General features: G+C 71.8%; 15 protein-coding genes. 7 read left to right on the forward strand and 8 right to left on the reverse strand.

Features of this window, described 5'->3' with window-relative positions; translation table 11 throughout:
- Positions 1–31: 31 nt before the first annotated feature.
- Together ACPYN7_RS07665 and ACPYN7_RS07670 are read right to left on the reverse strand one after the other, a co-directional pair.
- Complete coding sequence (locus ACPYN7_RS07665; RefSeq protein ID WP_424347240.1) at positions 32–1,360, reverse strand: serine hydrolase domain-containing protein; 1,329 nt, start codon at positions 1,358–1,360, stop codon at positions 32–34.
- 335 nt (positions 1,361–1,695) lie between these two features.
- Positions 1,696–2,730: an NAD(P)-dependent alcohol dehydrogenase gene (locus tag ACPYN7_RS07670; RefSeq protein WP_424347241.1), complete on the reverse strand. Its 1,035-nt coding sequence runs from the start codon at positions 2,728–2,730 to the stop codon at positions 1,696–1,698.
- 753 nt (positions 2,731–3,483) lie between these two features.
- Here ACPYN7_RS07670 and ACPYN7_RS07675 point away from each other — a divergent pair.
- Entirely contained in the window at positions 3,484–4,638 is a 1,155-nt protein-coding gene (locus ACPYN7_RS07675; protein ID WP_424347242.1) for an AI-2E family transporter, read from the forward strand.
- Positions 4,639–4,935: 297 nt separating this feature from the next.
- Here the strand turns inward: ACPYN7_RS07675 and ACPYN7_RS07680 are convergent, their stop codons facing one another.
- Positions 4,936–5,376, reverse strand: coding sequence for a VOC family protein (locus ACPYN7_RS07680; RefSeq protein WP_424347243.1), 441 nt, complete (start codon positions 5,374–5,376; stop codon positions 4,936–4,938).
- A 222-nt stretch (positions 5,377–5,598) separates the two neighbouring features.
- Positions 5,599–6,246 carry a dihydrofolate reductase family protein gene (locus ACPYN7_RS07685; protein ID WP_424347244.1) on the reverse strand — a complete coding sequence of 216 codons (648 nt, stop codon included), beginning with the start codon at positions 6,244–6,246 and terminating at the stop codon, positions 5,599–5,601.
- Positions 6,247–6,494: 248 nt separating this feature from the next.
- Between ACPYN7_RS07685 and ACPYN7_RS07690 the strand changes: the two genes are divergently transcribed.
- Together ACPYN7_RS07690 and ACPYN7_RS07695 are read left to right on the forward strand one after the other, a co-directional pair.
- A complete protein-coding gene (locus tag ACPYN7_RS07690; protein WP_368825502.1) occupies positions 6,495–6,902 on the forward strand; it encodes a YciI family protein in 408 nt (135 codons plus the stop codon).
- A 6-nt stretch (positions 6,903–6,908) separates the two neighbouring features.
- The gene (locus ACPYN7_RS07695) at positions 6,909–8,054 is read left to right on the forward strand and encodes an RNA polymerase sigma factor (RefSeq protein WP_424347245.1); all 1,146 of its coding nucleotides are present in this window, start codon (positions 6,909–6,911) and stop codon (positions 8,052–8,054) included.
- A 21-nt stretch (positions 8,055–8,075) separates the two neighbouring features.
- On the opposite strand, the gene ACPYN7_RS07700 is transcribed toward ACPYN7_RS07695, so the two are convergent.
- Positions 8,076–8,852: an ANTAR domain-containing protein gene (locus ACPYN7_RS07700; protein WP_424347246.1), complete on the reverse strand. Its 777-nt coding sequence runs from the start codon at positions 8,850–8,852 to the stop codon at positions 8,076–8,078.
- A gap of 172 nt (positions 8,853–9,024) precedes the next feature.
- On the opposite strand from ACPYN7_RS07700, the gene ACPYN7_RS07705 reads away from it, so the two are divergent.
- Together ACPYN7_RS07705 and ACPYN7_RS07710 are read left to right on the forward strand one after the other, a co-directional pair.
- Positions 9,025–9,852 (forward strand): DUF1206 domain-containing protein, encoded by an 828-nt coding sequence (locus ACPYN7_RS07705; protein WP_424347247.1) that lies wholly within the window; start codon positions 9,025–9,027, stop codon positions 9,850–9,852.
- A 112-nt stretch (positions 9,853–9,964) separates the two neighbouring features.
- Positions 9,965–10,237, forward strand: coding sequence for a hypothetical protein (locus tag ACPYN7_RS07710; RefSeq protein ID WP_368825496.1), 273 nt, complete (start codon positions 9,965–9,967; stop codon positions 10,235–10,237).
- 33 nt (positions 10,238–10,270) lie between these two features.
- On the opposite strand, the gene ACPYN7_RS07715 is transcribed toward ACPYN7_RS07710, so the two are convergent.
- Complete coding sequence (locus tag ACPYN7_RS07715) at positions 10,271–11,125, reverse strand: SDR family oxidoreductase (protein ID WP_424347248.1); 855 nt, start codon at positions 11,123–11,125, stop codon at positions 10,271–10,273.
- 195 nt (positions 11,126–11,320) lie between these two features.
- Positions 11,321–12,130 carry a phosphatase PAP2 family protein gene (locus ACPYN7_RS07720; protein ID WP_424347249.1) on the reverse strand — a complete coding sequence of 270 codons (810 nt, stop codon included), beginning with the start codon at positions 12,128–12,130 and terminating at the stop codon, positions 11,321–11,323.
- A gap of 158 nt (positions 12,131–12,288) precedes the next feature.
- Between ACPYN7_RS07720 and uvrB the strand changes: the two genes are divergently transcribed.
- Both uvrB and ACPYN7_RS07730 read left to right on the forward strand, forming a co-directional pair.
- Positions 12,289–14,409 carry an excinuclease ABC subunit UvrB gene (gene uvrB / locus ACPYN7_RS07725; RefSeq protein WP_058874515.1) on the forward strand — a complete coding sequence of 707 codons (2,121 nt, stop codon included), beginning with the start codon at positions 12,289–12,291 and terminating at the stop codon, positions 14,407–14,409.
- 225 nt (positions 14,410–14,634) lie between these two features.
- Positions 14,635–15,963 carry a TerC family protein gene (locus ACPYN7_RS07730; RefSeq protein WP_058874516.1) on the forward strand — a complete coding sequence of 443 codons (1,329 nt, stop codon included), beginning with the start codon at positions 14,635–14,637 and terminating at the stop codon, positions 15,961–15,963.
- Positions 15,964–16,086: 123 nt separating this feature from the next.
- Here the strand turns inward: ACPYN7_RS07730 and ACPYN7_RS07735 are convergent, their stop codons facing one another.
- Complete coding sequence (locus ACPYN7_RS07735; protein ID WP_424347250.1) at positions 16,087–18,699, reverse strand: DEAD/DEAH box helicase; 2,613 nt, start codon at positions 18,697–18,699, stop codon at positions 16,087–16,089.
- Positions 18,700–18,801: the final 102 nt, after the last annotated feature.

The following is an 18,801-nucleotide window of genomic DNA, read 5'->3' on the forward strand; positions in this document are numbered from 1 at the left end:
CGGCGTTCGACCGATCCGGCGATGCGGACGGTCAGCGTTCCGGGTTGGGGGTGAAGGTGTGGCCCAGGGCGGTGGAGAGCCCCGCGAAGATCCGTGTGGCCGGAGTGGCGCAGGACAGGGTCCTGGGGTCGTCGGCCAGCACCGGGGACTCCGGGCAGTCCCCGGAGGCGATGTCACTGGTGGCCTGCACGACCACGGTGGTGTCGGTGGTGGTGTCGTAGTAGACGGTGGTGTTGTAGCCGGGTTGTGTCCCGGTGTGCCCCACCCAGCCGTCGATGCATCCGAAGCCCAGCCCGTAGCCGGACTCGGGTGGTCGGAACGAGGTGAGGCGCTCCTGCTGGGCCTCCGGCTCCAGCAGCCCGTGCCCGGTGCCCATGGCCCGGCCGTAGACCAGCAGGTCGTCCATGTCCGAGATCAGGGCCCCGGCGGTGTCTCCCCACGAGGGATTCCAGTGGGTGGCATCGGCCGGTGCATCCGGGGTCGCGGTGTCGCCCTGGAGCGTGAAGCCCCGCGCGGAGGGTTCCGGCATCTCGGTGGAGTCCCCGGGCCAGGTGGTCTCGTCGAGGTCCAGTGGATCGAAGATCTGCTCCTCCAGGACCTCCCCGACCGGCTGGCCGGTGACCTGCTCGATGACCAGGCCCAGCAGGATGTAGTTGGTGTTGGAGTAGTCGAACTGCTCACCGGGGGCGAACAGGGGGGATTCGGAGACGCCGACGGCGACCAGTTCCTCCGGGGTGAAGACCTGCTGCGGATCCGCGAAGAAGCGGTCCGTGAACCGAGTGCTGCGGGTGTAGCTGGCCACACCGCTGGTCATGTTGGCGAGCTGCCGCAGGGTGATCTGCTCCCCGTTGGGGATGCCTTCGATGTAGTCGGCGACGGGGTCCTCCAGGGCGAGCTGTCCCTCCTCGGCCAGCTGCAGGATCAAGGTGGCGGTGAAGGGCTTGGTGACCGACCCGATGCGGGTGTGCACGCCCAGCTCCATGGGCTCCCCGGTGGCGGGGTCGGCCACCCCGTAGGCGGCCGTCCAGGTGCCCTCGGGGGAGGAGACGCCCACCACCGCACCGGGCGCGGACGCCTGGCCGAACGAGGCCCGGGCAGCGGCATCCAACGTCGTCGCCAGCTCCTCGGGCAGGGGCTCGGCCATCTGCGCCGAGGGTTCCCGGGTGACGACGTCGTCGACGTCGGTGACACAGGCGTCGGAGCCGGTGGCCGACGCCGACGGGGTCGCTGAAACGGCCGGAGCGGCCGCCGGCCCGGCGGGGGAGGGCGGGGCGGCCGTTGCCCCGCCGGTCCCGAGGAGGAGCACCGCCGCCGTGGCGGCGGCGAACGCGGAACGCGAGGATCGTGCCGATGATGACATTGTCGTCTCCCTCTCGACCGGCGCAGGTCACCTCCGGTGAGGTCCCTGCGCCCGGAGAACAGTGCTGCGGGTCCAGTCGTCATGGACGACGATGTCGACCTCTGGGTCCCACGTCACCGCGACAGCACATCCCGGCAGTACGCACAGACCAAGGAATCGATGGGATGACGGGCCGGTCCACGGCCCCGGACCGCGGGCCGGACCCGAAGGACTCCTGGGCCGGGCGGTGTCCCCAGCGTAGAACGGCCTTCCGGACCGGCCCGCTGACCTCTCCCGGATCGTTACCCGACCACCGAAGATGACACCGCCGCGCAGCTGGTTGGGCCCAGGTGTGCTCAGACGGTGATGGCGATCTTTCCTCGCACTTGACCGGCCTCGAGTCGTGCCATGGCCTCAGCAGCCTGTTCCAACGGGTAGGTGCCGTCGACGTGCGGAGTCACTCGACCGGCCTCGATGAGCTCGGTGAGCCGTTGGAGGCCTGCGGTGCGGGTGGTGGACACGACGTTGGTGAACCGCTGGCCCACGAACGGGGAGAGGGCTGCTGCGCGCAGTGTCCGTCCCATGCCACCGGTGAGGCGGTCGCCCTCCTCCCCGCCCACGAGCACGGCCGTTCCGGTCGGTGCCAGGGCCCGGCGCAGCCGGGACAGCGGTGGGTTGCCGGCCAGGTCCAGGACGAGGTCGTAGTGGTGGGTTCCGTCGGCGAAGTCCTCGCGGGTGCGGTCGATGACGTGGTCCGCGCCCAGGGAGCGGACGTGGTCGACCGTGGCGGTGCTGGTCACGGCGGTGACGTCTGCCCCGAAGGCCTTGGCCAGTTGCACGGCGTAGGACCCGACTCCGCCGGAGGCCCCGGTGATCAGCACCGTCTGCCCTGCCTGCAGGCGTCCGGCCCGTCCCAGGGCCTGCAGGGCGGTGGCTTCGGAGACCGGCACCACCGCCGCCTGCTCGGCGGTCAGGCTCCCCGGGGCGGGGGCGAGCTGATCGGCCCGGGCCACGGCGTACTCGGCGAACGAGCCGCGGGCTGCCCCGTACACCTCCTGCCCGACGGAGAGGCCGGTGACGGCGGCGCCGAGGGCCACGACCGTGCCAGCGACTTCCATCCCGGCCACCGGGTTCCTCGGTGCCCGCAGCCCGAAGCCCAGGCGCAACAGGTAGGGCCGGCCCGTCATCAGGTGCCAGGTGCCCCGGTCCAGACCGGCCGCGCGCACGCGCAGGAGCACCTCCTTCTTGCCGGGCTCGGGCACCGGTATCCGTGCCAGGTGCAGGACCTCGGCAGGGCCGTACCTGTCGCGCACCACCGCGCGCATCGTGCTGTCCGGGGTGGGACCGGTCGTGCCCTGGCCCTCCACGGTGTGGGGTTCCTCAGCGGCCATGATGGTGCTCCTCTCCGGACCGGGTCCGGTCGGTGCCCGAGCGGGAACCCGGGGGCGAATCTGTGGACAGGTCTCCCCGCCGAGCCCAGGACGAGGATCTGGCCCAGGTGCTCGCCCAGCAGGGCCCCGTCGACCTGGTGCTGGGCAGTCCCGGCGGCCTCCACCGCGGTGCCGGTGGCGGAATCCCCCGGAGCGCAGATGGAGGCCAGGGGGACCACGAACACCTAGCGCAGGAACCCGATCACCGACGGCGCCGTGGCCGCGACGGCGAAGGTCAGGGCGCCGGGGACGGTTCCGGCTCTGCCGGTGCTCTTTCCTCCACGTTGCCGGGGAAACCACCCGATGCCGACGGTCGGAGCGGTCGGCTCGATCTGAGTTCCCATGATCCGCCTGATGGCCGGCTCCGCACCGGGACGGACCTTTTATTAAGTGTGCCGCCCGGTCGAGGCGGGTATCACCAGCTGGGTGCTCCTGCCGACACGAAGTAACCGAACGACCCATGCACCGGACAGTGGCCTCGCACTGCGTGCAACCTGCTCCGGCTCAGCAGGACTGCCATGCGACCCCCCTGTGATGCAACAGGGGGGGTGGACCGTCCACTCGCCGGCCGGCGCGTGGGTCGCCGCGTCGGGGCACCGGACCCGGGGCCGGGTGCGGCGCTGTCGTCGGGCACTGTCCCGGGGCTTGGCATCCACGAGCCCGTGGGCGCATCCTGAAGCCAGGTCGACGGCGGGACTGGGGAGGCGGATTCCGATGACGCGCCCACGGCATCGCAGCGCCTCGCACCCTCGTGACCTGTGGGCGGATCCGCTGGGGCGGGCGACCACCCGAGCCTTGCAGGGGCTGGTGCTGCTGAGCGCGGGAGCGGTGGTGGTCTACGGGTTGATCCAGCTCAAACTGGTCGTGATCCCGTTGCTGATCGCCCTGATCCTGGCCGCGGCCCTGAACCCGCTGGTCGCGTTCCTGCGCCGGCGGGGCGTGCCGGGGGCGCTGGCGACCTGGATCGTGTTCCTGGCCGCGATCGTGGTCCTGGGCGGGGTGGTCACCGGCATGGTGTTCGCGGTGCGCAGCGAGTGGGCGGAGCTGGTGGCCTCCGCAGTGGGCGGGCTGGAACGGCTGCGGGAGTTCATCGTGGCCGGTCCGGTTCCGGTCGGTCAGCAGGGCCTGGACGAGGCCATCACGGCCGTCGTGGATTTCACGGCCGGCCCCCGGTTCGGCGCCGGGGCACTTCTGGGGATCTCCGCGGCCACTCAGGTGATCACCGGTGCGGTGCTGGTGGCCGTGATCCTCTACTTCTTCCTCCAGGACGGGGCCAGGATCTGGGCGTTCTTCCTGCGCCGTTTCCACGGTGAGACCTTGGCGAAGCTGCTCGTGTCGGGCACCACGGCCCTGCACGTGCTGGGAGGCTACGTGCGCGGCACCGCCGTGGTGGCGCTGCTGGAGGCGGTGGTCATCGGACTCACCCTGCTGGTGCTGCGGGTGCCTCTGGCCCTGCCCCTGTCCGTGCTGATCTTTCTGGGCGGATTCATCCCCATCGTGGGAGCCGCTCTGATCGGGGGTGTCGCGGCCCTGGTGGCCCTGGTGGCCAACGGTCCCGTGGTGGCGCTGGTGGTGGTGGCGGTGGTGGTGGCCATCAACCAGCTCGACGGCCGGGTGCTCCAGCCGATGGTGCTCGGCCGGGCCCTGAGCCTGCACCCGCTGGTGGTGCTGCTCGCCCTGGCTGCCGGAGGGATCCTCTCCGGTGTCGTCGGGGCCGTGCTGGCCGTGCCGCTGACCGCGGTGGGGTGGGCCCTGGTCCAGATCTGGTTCCCGGATCCCGGGAACCCGGAGGCACTCCCTCCAAGAGCGGTGCGCCCCCGCGCCGGGCCGCCGGACCCATCCGATCCGGCTGCACCCACCGGTGCTTGAGGGCGTCGCCACGCCGCAGGACCGGCGCCGAGCGCTCGGCGAAGAAGGGCTCGGCGTCCTCCGTGGCCTGCCGGACGTCGAGGCCGTGCACGCCCCGCTCGCTCGGACCTCCCGCGTGCAGCACCGGTCCCCGGACGGGCGCGTTTCCGGCGGCCTCGCCCGTCCTGATGCGGGTGTGGAGCGACGTCATACGCGGTGTTCGCCACCGAGCGTGAACTGTTGCGGCAGCTGCTCGAGAGCACGCTCAGGATGGCGCCGAACCCGTGCCGATGGCCGAGCGGCTCGCGTCCCGGGCGCTCAGCCGAGCTGCTCGGCCAGCGCGACGATGATCCCCTCGGGGCCGCGGACGTAGCAGAGCCGGTAGCTGTCCTGGTACTGCACCACGTCACCGACGAGTTCCGCGCCGCGGGACTGCAGCGCCGCGATGGTGGCGTCGATGTCGTCGACGGCGAACATGATGCTGCGCAGCCCCAGGGTGTTCCCCGGGGCGTTCTGCGGCGCAGCGCTGACCGCTTCGGGGCTGTGGAACGTCGTCAGTTCGAGCCGGCCGTGGCCGTCGGGGGTCCGCAGCATGGCGACGTCGACCCGCACGCCCTCGAGCCCCGAGACACGGTCCACCCACTGTCCCTCGATCGGCGCCCGGCCCTCCAGCTCCATGCCGAGGTCGAGGAAGAACGCCACGGCGGCTTCGAGATCGCCGACGACGACACCCACGTGGTCCATCCGCTGGATCGACATGATCTTCTCCTTGCGTCGTGAGGTCCTGGTGCGGCCGGTAGTGGCCACCCGTGCCTTTGGGACGGAGCCGGCACCTCGTTCTCGACACCCGGGAACGGGTGGCGTGCTGCGGGCTCGCCTCGGGCGGTCACCGCCCGGGGGCACCCCCACCGCTGCACGCCGTCTGCTCGCACGCTCGCCGCTCCACCGCGGTGGCCACCACGGGCCCGGAAGATGACCCCGTCACGCGGTCCTGCGGTCGAAGGTCAGGTGGGTGACCCCGCTGGGCGCCGAGACGACCTCGACGTCGTAGTCCTGCTCGAGCGCCTCCAGCCCGTCCCACACCCGGACGCCGCGGCCGAGCACGATCGGCACCTGGACCAGGTGCAGGTGGTCCACCAGGCCCGCGGCCAGGAAGTCCCGCACGACGGTCGGGCCACCGCCGATGCGCACATCCAGTCCGCCGGCGGCCGCACGGGCGGCGTGGAGCGCCTCGGCCGGTGCGGCGTCGAGGAAGTGGAAGGTGGTCCCGCCCTCCATCTCGATCGAGGGCCGCGGGCGGTGGGTCAGCACGAAGGCCGGCGTGCGGAACGGGGGGTTGGGGCCCCACCACCCGGTCCAGTCGGCGTCGTCCTGCCAGCCCGGTGGGCCGAACTTGCCGGCGCCCATGATCTCGGCGCCGATGCCCGGCTGGTGCTGCTGGGCGAACGCGTCGTCCACCCCGGCCGTGCCGCCCCGGCGCCCCATGATCGGTGCGCCGAAGCGGGTGGCGATCATCCACTCGTGCAGCCGTTGGCCGGCGTGTCCCATGGGCGCCTCGGACGACTGGCCGTCGCCGGTCGCGAAGCCGTCCAGCGAGACGGAGAAGTTGTGGATGCGGGTCCGTGCCATCTGGTCGCTCCGTTCGCTCGGCTGCGAGTGCGCAGGGAACTGCTGGCACTCCGGACGACTGCCGGATCCATGAGTCGCACCGGCGCCCACGTCCTCTGCGGCCTCCGTCGAGACCGAGCGTAGTCCTGCCCCGGCCGTGGAGGGAGGGCGCCGGACATCGTCCCGGTGGGATGTCGAAATCCTGTCCGCGGCTCCGTCCCCGGGGTGCATGCGGCCACAATGGGCCGTATCCCAGCGAGGAGGACATCATGGCCAAGTACCTGTTGCTCAAGCACTACCGAGGCGCGCCGGCGGCGGTCAACGACGTGCCGATGGACCGGTGGACGCCGGAGGAGGTCTCGGCGCACGTGCGCTACATGGAGGACTTCGCCGACCGGCTCAAGGGCACCGGGGAGTTCGTCGACGCGCAGGCGCTGTCCCCGGAGGGCACGTTCGTCCGCCACGACGGCGAGGGGCGCCCGCCGGTCACCGACGGCCCGTTCGCGGAGACCAAGGACCTGATCGCCGGCTGGATGGTGATCGACGTCGACTCCTGGGAGCGGGCGCTCGAACTGGCCGGGGAGCTGTCCGCGGCGCCCGGCGCGGGCGGCAGGCCCATCCACGAGTGGCTCGAGGTGCGTCCGTTCCTGGGCGCGCCGCCGACCGTCACGGAGTGATCCACGGTGGACGAGGCCCTGCTGCGGACCCTCATCCCCACCGTGATCGGGGTCCTCGTCCGCCGCGGAGCCGGCTTCGCGGCGGCCGAGGACGCCGTGCAGGACGCCCTGGTCGAGGCGGTGCGCGTGTGGCCGGGGAACCCGCCCCGGAACCCGAGGGCGTGGCTGGTCGCCGTGGCCTGGCGCCGGTTCCTCGACTCCTCGCGCGCCGACACCTCCCGGCGCCGGCGCGAGCTCCGGGCGGAGGACGAGCCCGTGCCCGGACCGGGGACGACGGCCGACGACACGCTGCAGCTGTACTTCCTGTGCGCGCACCCGTCCCTGACACCGGCCTCGGCGGTCGCGCTCACCCTGCGCGCGGTCGGCGGGCTGACCACGCGCCAGATCGCCCGGGCCTATCTCGTGCCCGAGCCCACCATGGCGCAGCGGATCAGCCGGGCCAAGCGGACCGTCGCGGGCGTCCGGCTCGACCGGCCCGGGGACCCGGCCACGGTGCTGCGCGTGCTCTACCTGGTCTTCAACGAGGGCTACTCCGGGGACGTGGACCTCGCCGCCGAGGCGATCCGGCTCACCCGTCAGCTGGCGGCCGGGATCGAGCACGAGGAGGTGGCGGGACTGCTGGCGCTCATGCTGCTCCACCACGCCCGGCGACCCGCCCGGACCCGCGCCGACGGCAGCCTCGTGCCCCTCGCGGAGCAGGACCGCGGCCTGTGGGACACCCACCTGATCGCCGAGGGCGTCGACGTGCTCCAGAGTGCCCTGCGCCGGGACCGCCTGGGCGAGTACCAGGCCCAGGCGGCCGTCGCCGCGCTCCACGCCGACGCCCGCACCGCCGGGGAGACCGACTGGCCGCAGATCGTCGAGTGGTACGACGAGCTCGTGCGGCTCACCGGCAGCCCCGTTGCCCGCCTCAACCGCGCCGTCGCCCTCGGGGAGGCCGAGGGGGCCCGGGCCGGTCTCGCCGCCCTCGCCGACCTCGACCCCGCCCTGCCCCGGTACACCGCCGCCGCGGCGTACCTCCACGAGCGCGACGGCGACCCCGTGACCGCGGCGCGGCTCTACGCCGAAGCCGCCCGGTCGGCGCTCAGCGCCCCCGAACGCGACCACCTCGTGCGACAGGCCGCGCGGCTCAACGCAGGGCTCGGCGGCTGAGCGACCGGGATCCGAGCACGATCAGAAGTCCTGCGGGCCGGCCGCTTCCGCGGGCGGTTCGCCGGTGAGGACACCGGTGGTGGCCAGCTGCTCGGCCACGTCCCGCAGCTTGGTGTTCGTCTGGGAGCTGGCGGTGGTCAGGAGGACGAACGCCTCGTGGGGCGTGATCCTGAACCGTTCCATGAGCACGCCCTTCGCCTGCCCGATGAGGTCCCGGGTGGCCAGGGCCTCGTGCAGGTGGCTCACCTGCTGGGCGGCGGCCAGGGCCACCGCGGCGTGGGCCGCAACCAGCAGGCCGATCTCCTCGGACTCCTCGGTGAAGGCGCCGAAGCCGGCTCCGTAGACGTTGAGCGCCCCGAGGACGTCGCCGTCGGTGTAGAGCTGGAAGGCGAGCATGGACGTGGCACCGGCTTCCAGGGCGGCCGGGGCGAACCGCGGCCACCGGTCCTCGTGGCGGAAGTCGGGCACGCGCACGATCCGCTGCTCGAAGGCCGCGTCCATGCACGGTCCCTCGCCGGTGTCCGCCTGCAGCTGGTCCACCCTGCGGGGCAGCTCCCCGGACGCGGCCCGGGACTCGATCCCGTGCCGGCGCCGGGCCACCGAGATCGAGGCGGCCACCACCCCGGGGACGAGCTCCAGCGCGGCGTGCACCATGGCCTCGAGCGTGCCCTGGACGTCCTGCTCCACCTGCAGGGCGCGGGCCAGGTCGCTCAGCCGCCGGGCCAGGTCCCCGTCCACGGCTCCCGCCCTGGTGCCGCCGGAGGCCGTCGTGGCCGTTCGTCCGAAATCTGTGCTCATGCTCCCAGTCTCCTCCCCGCACCGGCGGGGAGGACCCGCCCGGGACAACTCGTTGCTGCCGGGAACCCCTGCGCCGGGCGGAACGCGGCTGCCGCACGGTGTCAGCCGAACGGCGTCGTGGACACCGGCGGTCCGCAGGCGCACGATGGAGTCCCACACCGCAGGAGGAGCCATGGGCGAGGTCGGCCGGCAGGCCACGAGGGCGGCCGACGCCGCGGACGACGCGACGGACTCCTGGGGGTTCCGCCTCGCCGCGCGCGCCGGATACGTGGCCGCGGGACTGCTGCACGTCATGATCGGCGTCATCGCGCTGCGCGTCGCCACCGGCGGCTCAGGCTCCGCCGACCAGTCCGGCGCCGTCGCCGCGCTCGCCGGCAGCCCCGGCGGCACGGTCCTGCTGTGGGCGTGCTTCCTGGGCTGCGCGGCGCTCGCCGTGTTTCTGTTCAGCGAGGTGTTCTTCGGCGCGACCCGGCGCTCGGACCGGGAACGGCTCAAGCACCGGGCCAAGATGGGCGGCCAAGCAGTCGTCTACGGCGCGATCGGTGCGGTGTTCGGGGTCTACGCCCTCGGGGGCTCGAGCGACAGCAGCCGGTCGACGCAGTCGCTGAGTGCCCGGCTGATGGCGCATCCGGCCGGCACGTTGCTGCTGATCGCCGTGGGCCTGGGTCTCGTCGTCGCCGGTGCCTTCTTCGTCCACCGCGGTGTGACGCGGTCCTTCCGGGAGAACCTGAAGAGCCTGCCGCCCGGCCGGGCCGGATCGGCCGTGGTGGGACTGGGCGCGGCCGGCTACGTCGCGAAGGGCGTGGCCCTGGGCGTGCTCGGCGTGCTCTTCGTCGTGGCCACGGTGCAGCACGACCCGGAGCAGTCGACCGGTCTGGACGGGGCCCTCAAGTCCCTCCAGGAGCAGCCCTTCGGGGCGTGGATCCTCGGGGCCGTCGCCCTGGGGCTCATCTGCTACGGAGCGTTCATGGTGGTCCGGGCCAAGTACCAGCGGATGTGACGGGCGCCCGGGAGACGTCACGGGAGTCTCCGGAGTTCTTGCTCGGCCTTCGCCCGGCGCGGCAGGAGGCTTAGAATGGTCCCATCCGCATCGCGGTCACCGGGGGGACGCCATGACCGAAGACCAGCACACCGTCAACGAGGACTCACCGTCGTCGGGCTACCGCCTGCTGGACCGGCTGAACCAGATCGCCCTCAAGGTCTACGGGGCCGCCGATCGCGTGCCGCCGGAGACCCACGGCGCCGAGGAGAGCGAACGGGCCCACGCCTGGTACGAGGAGTGCCAGAAGCACTTCGTGATCGAGCGGGACGAGCACGGCAACGAGTACCTGTACCACCGTGACGACTCCCGCGGCGGCCCGCGGGCCGGGACCTCCCGCAACTGACGAACCGGCCCTCGGGAACCGGGGGAGCGGGGATCAGCGCATCTCGCGCAGCGCGTCGACCAGCGGGGTGGTGTGCCGGCCGAGCAGCCGGGACAGGTCCCCGGTGACGAGGTCCAGGGCGCCGTCCTCGATGTTGGCGTCCAGGGCCACCAGGAAGCGCGCGGTGCTCTCGTCCACCCCGGTCCGCTCCAGCTCGGCCAGGTGCTGCTCGGGGGTCAGGCGCCGGTAGGTCACCTCCCGGTCCAGGACCTCGGTGAGCGCCGCGGCGAGCTCGTCGAAGCTCCACGCCACGTCCCCGGAGAGCTCGTAGGTCTGCCCGGAGTGGCCGTCCTGGGCGAGGACCGCGGCGATCGCCTCCGCGTAGTCCTCGCGCGTGGCGCTGGCCACCCGGCCGTCCCCGGCGCTGGCCAGGACCACGCCGGTGCGCTCCGCGTGCCGCAGGGCCGGCTCGAAGTTCTCCGTGTACCAGCCGTTGCGCAGGATCGTGTAAGGGAGCCCGGACTCGGCGATGGCCTGCTCCGTGGCCAGGTGCTCGTCCGCGAGCAGCAGCTTCCCGCGGTCGGCGCCGAGGGCGCTGGTGTAGACGAGCCGGGACACCCCGGCCCGGACGGCGGCGTCCACCGCGTTCCGGTGCTGGGACACCCGCCGGCCCACCTCGCTGCTCGAGATCAGCAGCACCGTGCCGGCCCCGGCGAAGGCCTCGTCCAGGGTCGCGGGATCGGTGTAGTCGACCCGGACCGTGGCCAGGCCCAGCTCACGCAGGGCCCCGAGCTTGTCCTCGTTGCGGCCGGCGGCCACGAGGTCCGGCAGCTGCACGTCCAGGCGCAGGAGCGAGCTGATGACGTGGCGGCCCAGCTGGCCGGTGGCTCCGGTGATGACGATGGACACGGTGTTCCTCTCGACGGTGGCCTGCAGGCTCGGGTGGCGGCCCGCCGGGCGGCGGCGGTGTGCCCTGTGCAACCGGCGACGCCCGCGGCGTATTTCCCGTCCGCCCGGGTCCGCGTCCCCGGCGGTCGCCGTCCGCCGGGGGCCGGCGGCCTCCGGCGGGATCCCGGTGCGGTGGGCGGGACGGGAGCCGGCCGGTCAGGGGCGGGCGCCGCCGGCATCCCGGTGCCGGACGGTGAGGTGCAGCCGGTGCGTCGTGATGACCACCGCCAGCCACGCCGCCCCGAGGGTCTGCGCGACCAGCACGTCGGTGAACCAGTGGTGGCCCAGGTACACCCGGCTCAGCGCCATGGTGAGCGCGAAGGCCGCCGCGGCGGCGATCGTCAGGACCCGGGCCGGACGGGCGCGCTGCCGCAGGACCAGCAGATAGGCCACGATCCCCGCGATGACGAACGCGTTCAGGGAGTGGCCGCTGGGGAAGGACGCCGAGTACTCGTAGGGCGGGACGGCGTCCTCGAGGTCCGGCCGGGACCGGCCGATCAGCGGCTTCCCGGCGACGGTCATGAGCAGGGAGCCCGCAGCGGCCGCCGTGACCAGCACGACCGGGGTCCAGGACCGCCGCGCCAGGGCCAGCGCCGCCATGACGGCCACCGTCAGGACCGTCATGCCGACCGGCCCGCCCACGTGCGTGTAGGCCGTCACGAGAGCGTCCAGGGCCGGCGAGCGCACCGCCATTGCCGCCTCCAGCAGCGGCTCGTCCAGCGCCGCGGCGTCGTCCTGGTCCATGACGGACTCGTAGACCTCCGCCGTGGCGACCGTCATGGTCACCGCGACGCCCAGGCCGAGCCCGAGCGGGACGAGGACCGCCGCGTGGGGCCCGAGCCGCCGGGCCAGCCACCGGACGCACCGGACCAGGAGCTGCCCGAGGCGGGTCGGCCAGGCCGTGAGGTCCTGCCCGCCCACGGAGCGGTCCTCGTGGCCGCCGCTCCGCCGTCGTTCCTCGGCCACGCCGTCCTCCTGTCGTCCTGCCACCGGGCCCGGCGCCGGCGGCGGCACGGAGCCTCCCGGAGCGCCTCGTGGGACGAGCCTACGGCGTCCCGCGCACCGGCCGATCGCCTCCGGAGGAACCCGGGTCCCGTGTCCGGGGCGGCGCGTAGCCTGGTGCCATGAGCCTCGCCCAGAAGATCAACCGTGTCGTCGCACCCTTCGAGGTCATCTCCGACTACGTGCCCGCGGGCGACCAGCCCCGGGCCATCGAGGAGCTCGCCACGAGGATCGAGGCGGGGGAGAAGGACGTCGTGCTGCTCGGCGCCACCGGCACCGGCAAGTCCGCGACCGCCGCGTGGCTCATCGAGCGCGTCCAGCGGCCGACCCTCGTCATGGTGCAGAACAAGACGCTCGCCGCGCAGCTCGCGAACGAGCTGCGCGAGCTGCTGCCGAACAACGCCGTCGAGTACTTCGTGTCCTACTACGACTACTACCAGCCCGAGGCCTACGTCCCGCAGACGGACACCTTCATCGAGAAGGACTCCTCGATCAACGAGGAGGTCGAGCGGCTGCGGCACTCGGCGACCAACGCGCTGCTGACCCGGCGCGACGTCGTCGTCGTCGCCACCGTCTCCTGCATCTACGGCCTGGGCACCCCCGAGGAGTACGTGGCGCAGATGGTCACCCTGCGCCGGGGCCAGGAGATGGACCGCGACGAGCTGCTGCGCCGGTTCGTGAACATGCAGTACGCCCGCAACGACGTCGACTTCCACCGAGGCACGTTCCGCGTGCGCGGGGACACCGTGGAGATCATCCCGATGTACGAGGAGCACGCGATCCGCGTGGAGTTCTTCGGCGACGAGATCGAGTCCATCTACACCCTCCACCCGCTCACGGGGGAAATCATCCGGGAGGAGACCGAGATGTACGTCTTCCCCGCCTCCCACTACGTGGCGGGCGCGGACCGGATGGCCACGGCCGTGAAGTCCATCGAGGACGAGCTCGCCGCGCGGCTCAAGGAGCTGGAGGCGCAGAACAAGCTCGTCGAGGCCCAGCGGCTGCGGATGCGCACCACGTACGACCTCGAGATGATGGAGCAGATGGGCTACTGCAACGGCATCGAGAACTACTCGCTGCACATCGACGGCCGCCCCCGCGGCTCCGCACCGCACTGCCTCATCGACTACTTCCCCGACGACTTCCTGCTGGTGGTCGACGAGTCCCACGTGACCATCCCGCAGATCGGCGGCATGTACGAGGGCGACATGTCCCGCAAGCGCACCCTGGTGGAGCACGGCTTCCGGCTGCCCTCCGCGATGGACAACCGCCCGCTGAAGTGGGACGAGTTCCTGGAGCGGATCGGCCAGACCGTCTACCTCTCCGCGACCCCGGGCAAGTACGAGCTGTCCCAGGCGGACGGCTACGTGGAGCAGATCATCCGGCCCACGGGCCTGGTGGACCCCGAGGTGATCGTCAAGCCCACCAAGGGGCAGATCGACGACCTCCTCGACGAGATCAACCTGCGGGTCGAGCGGGACGAGCGCGTGCTCGTCACCACCCTCACCAAGCGGATGGCCGAGGACCTCACCGAGTACCTCATGGAGCACGGGGTCCGGGTCCAGTACCTGCACTCCGACGTCGACACGCTGCGCCGCGTGGAGCTGCTGCGCGAGCTGCGGATGGGCTCGTTCGACGTCCTGGTCGGCATCAACCTGCTCCGGGAGGGCCTGGACCTGCCCGAGGTGTCCCTCGTGGCGATCCTCGACGCCGACAAGGAGGGCTTCCTGCGCTCGACGACGTCCCTGATCCAGACGATCGGCCGCGCCGCCCGCAACGTCTCCGGGCAGGTGCACATGTACGCCGACCGGATCACCGACTCGATGGCCACGGCGATCGAGGAGACGAACCGGCGCCGGGAGATCCAGGTCGCCTACAACACGGAGCACGGGATCGACCCGCAGCCGCTGCGGAAGAAGATCGCCGACATCACGGACCAGCTCCAGCGCGAGGAGGAGGACACCCGGGAGCTGCTCGCCCGGCGGGCCGCCGCCGGCAAGAAGACCGCCCCGACCGGGGGGAAGGGCGGACGGGACGCCGCCGCGGCCGCGGAGGACAAGCTGCGCCAGGACGGGTTCACGGCCGCCCCAGCGGAGGACCTCGTGGACCTCATCGCGCAGATGACCGAGCAGATGCAGGCCGCGGCCCAGGAGCTGCAGTTCGAGCTCGCCGCGCGGATCCGGGACGAGCTCTCGGACCTGAAGAAGGAGCTGCGGCAGATGCAGCAGGCCGGGCACGCCTGAGCCCGCCGGGGCGGCCCGCCCCGGGCCTGTGCGGAAGGCGCGCGGGGCCCGTATAGACTGTCCCCAGCCTAGGGGAGTATCCCTCAGCGCTGTGGACGTCAGCACGTCGGGTGACTCAGCCCGGCCGGACGCAGCGGCCGAGCCCAGCACGACGGACCGGAACGGTCCCGCGCGGCCGGCGGAGAGACTTACGGCTGTCCCGTACTCGACCCCGAAAGCAGAACCATGGAAGTCTCACTCACCGTCTGGATCGTCACGGTCGCGGCCATCATCGGCCTGCTCCTGTTCGACTACGTGTTCCACGTGCGCAAGGCGCACGAGCCCCAGCTGAAGGAAGCCGCGATCTGGTCGGCGATCTACGTGGGCATCGCCCTAGTCTTCGGCCTGTACGTGCTCCTCCAGTGGGGAGGCCGGTACGCCGGGGAGTACTACGCCGGGTACATCACGGAGAAGGCCCTGTCGGTGGACAACCTCTTCGTGTTCCTCATCATCATGGCGTCCTTCAAGGTCCCGCGCGCGGACCAGCAGAAGGTCCTGCTGTTCGGCATCACCTTCGCCCTGATCGCCCGGACCGCCCTGATCTTCGTGGGCGCGGGGCTGATCAACCAGTTCGCGTGGGTCTTCTACCTGTTCGGTCTCATCCTGCTGCTGACGGCCGGCTCCCTGATCAAGGGCGAGCTCTCGGACTCCGCGCACGACGAGGCCGACAACTTCATCATCCGCACCGCCAAGCGCTTCATGCACACCTCGGACGAGTACGACGGCGACAAGCTGTTCACGATGGAGAACGGCAAGAAGGTCATGACGCCGATGCTCCTCGTCATGGTGGCCATCGGCGGCACGGACGTCCTCTTCGCCCTGGACTCGATCCCCGCGATCTTCGGCCTGACCCAGCAGACCTACCTGGTGTTCACCGCCGTGGCGTTCTCGCTGATGGGCCTGCGCCAGCTGTACTTCCTCATCGACGGGCTGCTGGACCGGCTCATCTACCTCTCCTGGGGCCTGGCCATCATCCTCGGCTTCATCGGGATCAAGCTGATCCTGCACGCGCTGCACGAGAACAACCTGGGCTTCATCAACAACGGCGAGCACGTGGAGGTCGTCGAGGTCGGCATCGGCCTGTCGCTGACCGTCATCGTGGGCGTCCTGGCCGTCACCGTCCTGGCCTCCCTCTACAGCCCCAAGGGCCGGGCCCTGCGGGTGCTCAACGGCCTGCAGACCGTCGCCGAGAAGTACGTGACCCTGCCGCAGGACGCCCCGGCCGAGGAGCGCCGGAAGCTGGCCGACAAGGCCGCCAGGTACCAGCAGCAGATGCCGAAGATCTCCGACAAGCACCGCCAGGAGCTGCTCGAGTCCGAGAAGCACTTCCACGAGCTGCTGGACCGCGCCCGCGGCAAGCACGACGAGTTCGAGACCACCGGTGTGGGCCCCGAGCCGGACGCCGTGCCGGACCCGGAGGCCGAGGCGCTCTCCGGCGCCCGGTCCGAGACGCAGGACGCGACCGGGACCACGACCCCGGACGATCCCCGCGGCGGCGGCAGCTCCGCCGTCTGAGCACCGGCGCCCCGCGCACCGGGACCAGGAGCCCCCGGCGCGCACCGAGCAGGTGCGCACCGGGGGCTCCGTCGTCGTCCCGGGGCGGGGCGGGCAGGCGCCGCGGCGCGGAGGGAGTCCGGCTCAGCGCCCCGTCTCGGTGATGGGACCCACGTTGTCCACGACCACGGCCGGGAAGCCGTCCTCGTCCGAGACCCGCAGGTCGATGCGGGCGTTGATGCCCCAGTCGTGGTGGCCGTCCGGGTCGTCGAAGACCTGCACCACGGTCCAGTACCCGGGCAGGCCCTCGGGCTGCTCGTCGATCCGGATCAGTCCCGGACCCCGCGACTGGGGATCCGTGTAGATGTCCTCGTGCTCGGCGAAGTACGCGTCCATGGCGTCCGCCCACCGGTCCCGGTCCCAGCCGTGCTCCCCGTCGAGGGCGCCCAGGACCTTGTCCTTCTCGTCCGCGAACAGCTCCACGCGCTGGAACAGGGCGTTGCGGACCATCACCCGGAACGCCCGGAGGTTGGACGTGATCGCGGGCGGCTGCTCGTCGATGAGCTCCTCGAGGGAGTCCGCGGACGTGCCCATGGGGGACTCCTCGCCGGCGGCCAGCTTCTCCCACTCGTCGAGCAGCGAGTTGTCGGTCTGCCGGATGAGCTCGCCCAGCCACTCGACGAGGTCCTCGAGGTCCTCCCGGAGCAGGTCCAGCGGCACGGTCTGGCGCAGCGCCTTGTAGGCGTCGGAGAGGTAGCGCAGCAGGATGCCCTCGGAGCGGGCCAGCCCGTAGAACTGCACGTAGTCACCGAACGTCATGGCGCGCTCGTACATGTCCCGCACCACGGACTTCGGCGTCAGCTCGAACTGCGCCACCCAGGGGGCGCCGGTGCGGTAGGTCTCGAACGCCTGGGTCAGCAGCTCCTCGAGCGGCTTGGCGTAGCTGACGTCCTCGAGCTCCTTCATCCGCTCGTCGTAGTCGAGGCCCTCCGCCTTCATCGACGCCACGGCCTCCCCGCGGGCCTTCTTCTCCTGCATGTTGAGCACCTGGCGGGGCTTCTCCAGGGTGGCCTCGATGACGGAGACAACGTCCAGGGCGTAGCCCGGGTCCTCGCGGTCCAGCAGGGTGAGGGCGGCGAGGGCGAACGGGGACAGCGGCTGGTTGAGGGCGAAGTTCTCCTGCAGCTCCACGGTGAGCCGCCAGGTGCGGCCCTCCTCGTCCGGGGTGTCGAGCTTCTCCACCACACCGGCGGCGCGCAGCTCCTTGAGGATGCCGATGGCCTGCCGGAGCAGGACGCGCTGGCGCTGCCGCGTCTCGTGGTTGTGGGTCAGCAGGTGCCACGCCGCCAGCACCGGGTCCCCTGGGCGCTGCAGCAGATTGAGCAGCATCGAGTGGGTCACCGTGAAGGAGGAGGTCAGCGGCTCCGGCTCGGAGGCCACCAGGGTCTCGAAGGTGGGCTTGCCCCAGGACACGAAGCCCTGCGGCGGCTTCTTCCGCACCACCTGCCGCAGCTTCTTCTGATCGTCGCCGAACTTGGCGTGGGCCTTCTTCATGGCCTTGTTGTTCTCGATGACGTGCTCGGGGGCCTGGACCACCACGGTGCCCGCGGTGTCGTAGCCGGCCCGTCCCGCCCGGCCGGCGATCTGGTGGAACTCGCGGGCGTTGAGCCGGCGGGTGCGCTCGCCGTCGAACTTGGACAGCGCCGTGATCACCACGGTGCGGATGGGCACGTTGATGCCCACCCCCAGGGTGTCGGTGCCGCAGATGACCTTGAGCAGCCCGGTCTGGGCGAGCTGCTCCACGAGCCGGCGGTACTTGGGCAGCATCCCGGCGTGGTGGACGCCGATGCCGTGGCGGACCAGGCGGTTGAGGGTCTTGCCGAAGCCGGCGGAGAAGCGGAACCCGGCGATCAGCTCGCCGATGCGCTCCTTCTCCTCCTTGGTCAGCACGTTCACGGACATCAGGTTCTGCGCCTGGTCCATGGCCTGCAGCTGGGAGAAGTGCACCACGTAGACCGGGGCCTGGTTGGTGCCCAGCAGCTCCTCGAGGGCCTCGTGGATGGGGTCCTCGGACCAGTAGTGGTGCAGCGGGATGGGCCGCTCCGCGGAGGAGACCGTGGTGGTCGGGCGCCCGGTGAGCTCCGTGATCCCCTCCTCGAAGCGGGAGACGTCCCCGAGCGTGGCGCTCATGAGCAGGAACTGCGCCTGGGGCAGCTCCAGCAGCGGCACCTGCCAGGCCCAGCCGCGCTGGGGGTCGGAGTAGAAGTGGAACTCGTCCATGACCACGGGCCCCACGTCCGCGTCCCGGCCCTCGCGCAGGGCGACGTTGGCGAGGATCTCGGCGGTGCAGCAGATGATCGGGGCGGCGGCGTTGACCGCGGAGTCACCGGTGACCATGCCGACGTTCTCCGCGCCGAAGATCTCCACGAGGGAGAAGAACTTCTCGGACACGAGCGCCTTGATCGGGGCGGTGTAGTAGGAGCGCTGCCCGGCGGCGAGGCCCGCGAAGTGCGCCGCGACCGCCACGGTGGACTTCCCGGACCCGGTCGGGGTCGCGAGGATCACGTTCGACCCGCTCGCGAACTCGAGCACGGCCTCGTCCTGCGCGGGGTAGAGCTCCATGTCCCGGGAGGCGATCCAGCCGAGGAACCCCTCGTAGACCTCGTCCCCGGACAGGGCGTTGGTGGCGAAGTCGCCGCGGTAGTACGGATGGCCCGGGGCGCCGAGCTCGGGGGAGAGGGCTTCGAGGAGTTTCATCGTCCTCCACTGTATCGGGCACGGTATTCGGGACGGCGCCGCGGGGCCCGTGCCGGTTCCGGGACCGCGGGCCCGTGCGCGTTCCGCACCGCCGGGAGCCGG

It is taken from the genome of Kocuria sp. CH-021, assembly GCF_049716185.1.
GTDB classification, from domain to species: Bacteria; Actinomycetota; Actinomycetes; order Actinomycetales; family Micrococcaceae; genus Kocuria; species Kocuria cellulosilytica.

Excerpts from the sequence above, each read along its gene's own strand:
- ACPYN7_RS07690 (WP_368825502.1), top strand. The coding sequence starts at position 6,495 with ATGGCCAAGTACCTGTTGCTCAAGCACTACCGAGGCGCGCCGGCGGCG.
- ACPYN7_RS07730 (WP_058874516.1), top strand. The coding sequence starts at position 14,635 with ATGGAAGTCTCACTCACCGTCTGGATCGTCACGGTCGCGGCCATCATC.
- ACPYN7_RS07675 (WP_424347242.1), top strand. The coding sequence starts at position 3,484 with ATGACGCGCCCACGGCATCGCAGCGCCTCGCACCCTCGTGACCTGTGG.
- ACPYN7_RS07710 (WP_368825496.1), top strand. The coding sequence starts at position 9,965 with ATGACCGAAGACCAGCACACCGTCAACGAGGACTCACCGTCGTCGGGC.
- ACPYN7_RS07735 (WP_424347250.1), bottom strand. The coding sequence starts at position 18,699 with ATGAAACTCCTCGAAGCCCTCTCCCCCGAGCTCGGCGCCCCGGGCCAT.
- ACPYN7_RS07670 (WP_424347241.1), bottom strand. The coding sequence starts at position 2,730 with ATGGCCGCTGAGGAACCCCACACCGTGGAGGGCCAGGGCACGACCGGT.
- ACPYN7_RS07680 (WP_424347243.1), bottom strand. The coding sequence starts at position 5,376 with ATGTCGATCCAGCGGATGGACCACGTGGGTGTCGTCGTCGGCGATCTC.
- ACPYN7_RS07700 (WP_424347246.1), bottom strand. The coding sequence starts at position 8,852 with ATGAGCACAGATTTCGGACGAACGGCCACGACGGCCTCCGGCGGCACC.
- uvrB (WP_058874515.1), top strand. The coding sequence starts at position 12,289 with ATGAGCCTCGCCCAGAAGATCAACCGTGTCGTCGCACCCTTCGAGGTC.
- ACPYN7_RS07685 (WP_424347244.1), bottom strand. The coding sequence starts at position 6,246 with ATGGCACGGACCCGCATCCACAACTTCTCCGTCTCGCTGGACGGCTTC.
- ACPYN7_RS07665 (WP_424347240.1), bottom strand. The coding sequence starts at position 1,360 with ATGTCATCATCGGCACGATCCTCGCGTTCCGCGTTCGCCGCCGCCACG.
- ACPYN7_RS07705 (WP_424347247.1), top strand. The coding sequence starts at position 9,025 with ATGGGCGAGGTCGGCCGGCAGGCCACGAGGGCGGCCGACGCCGCGGAC.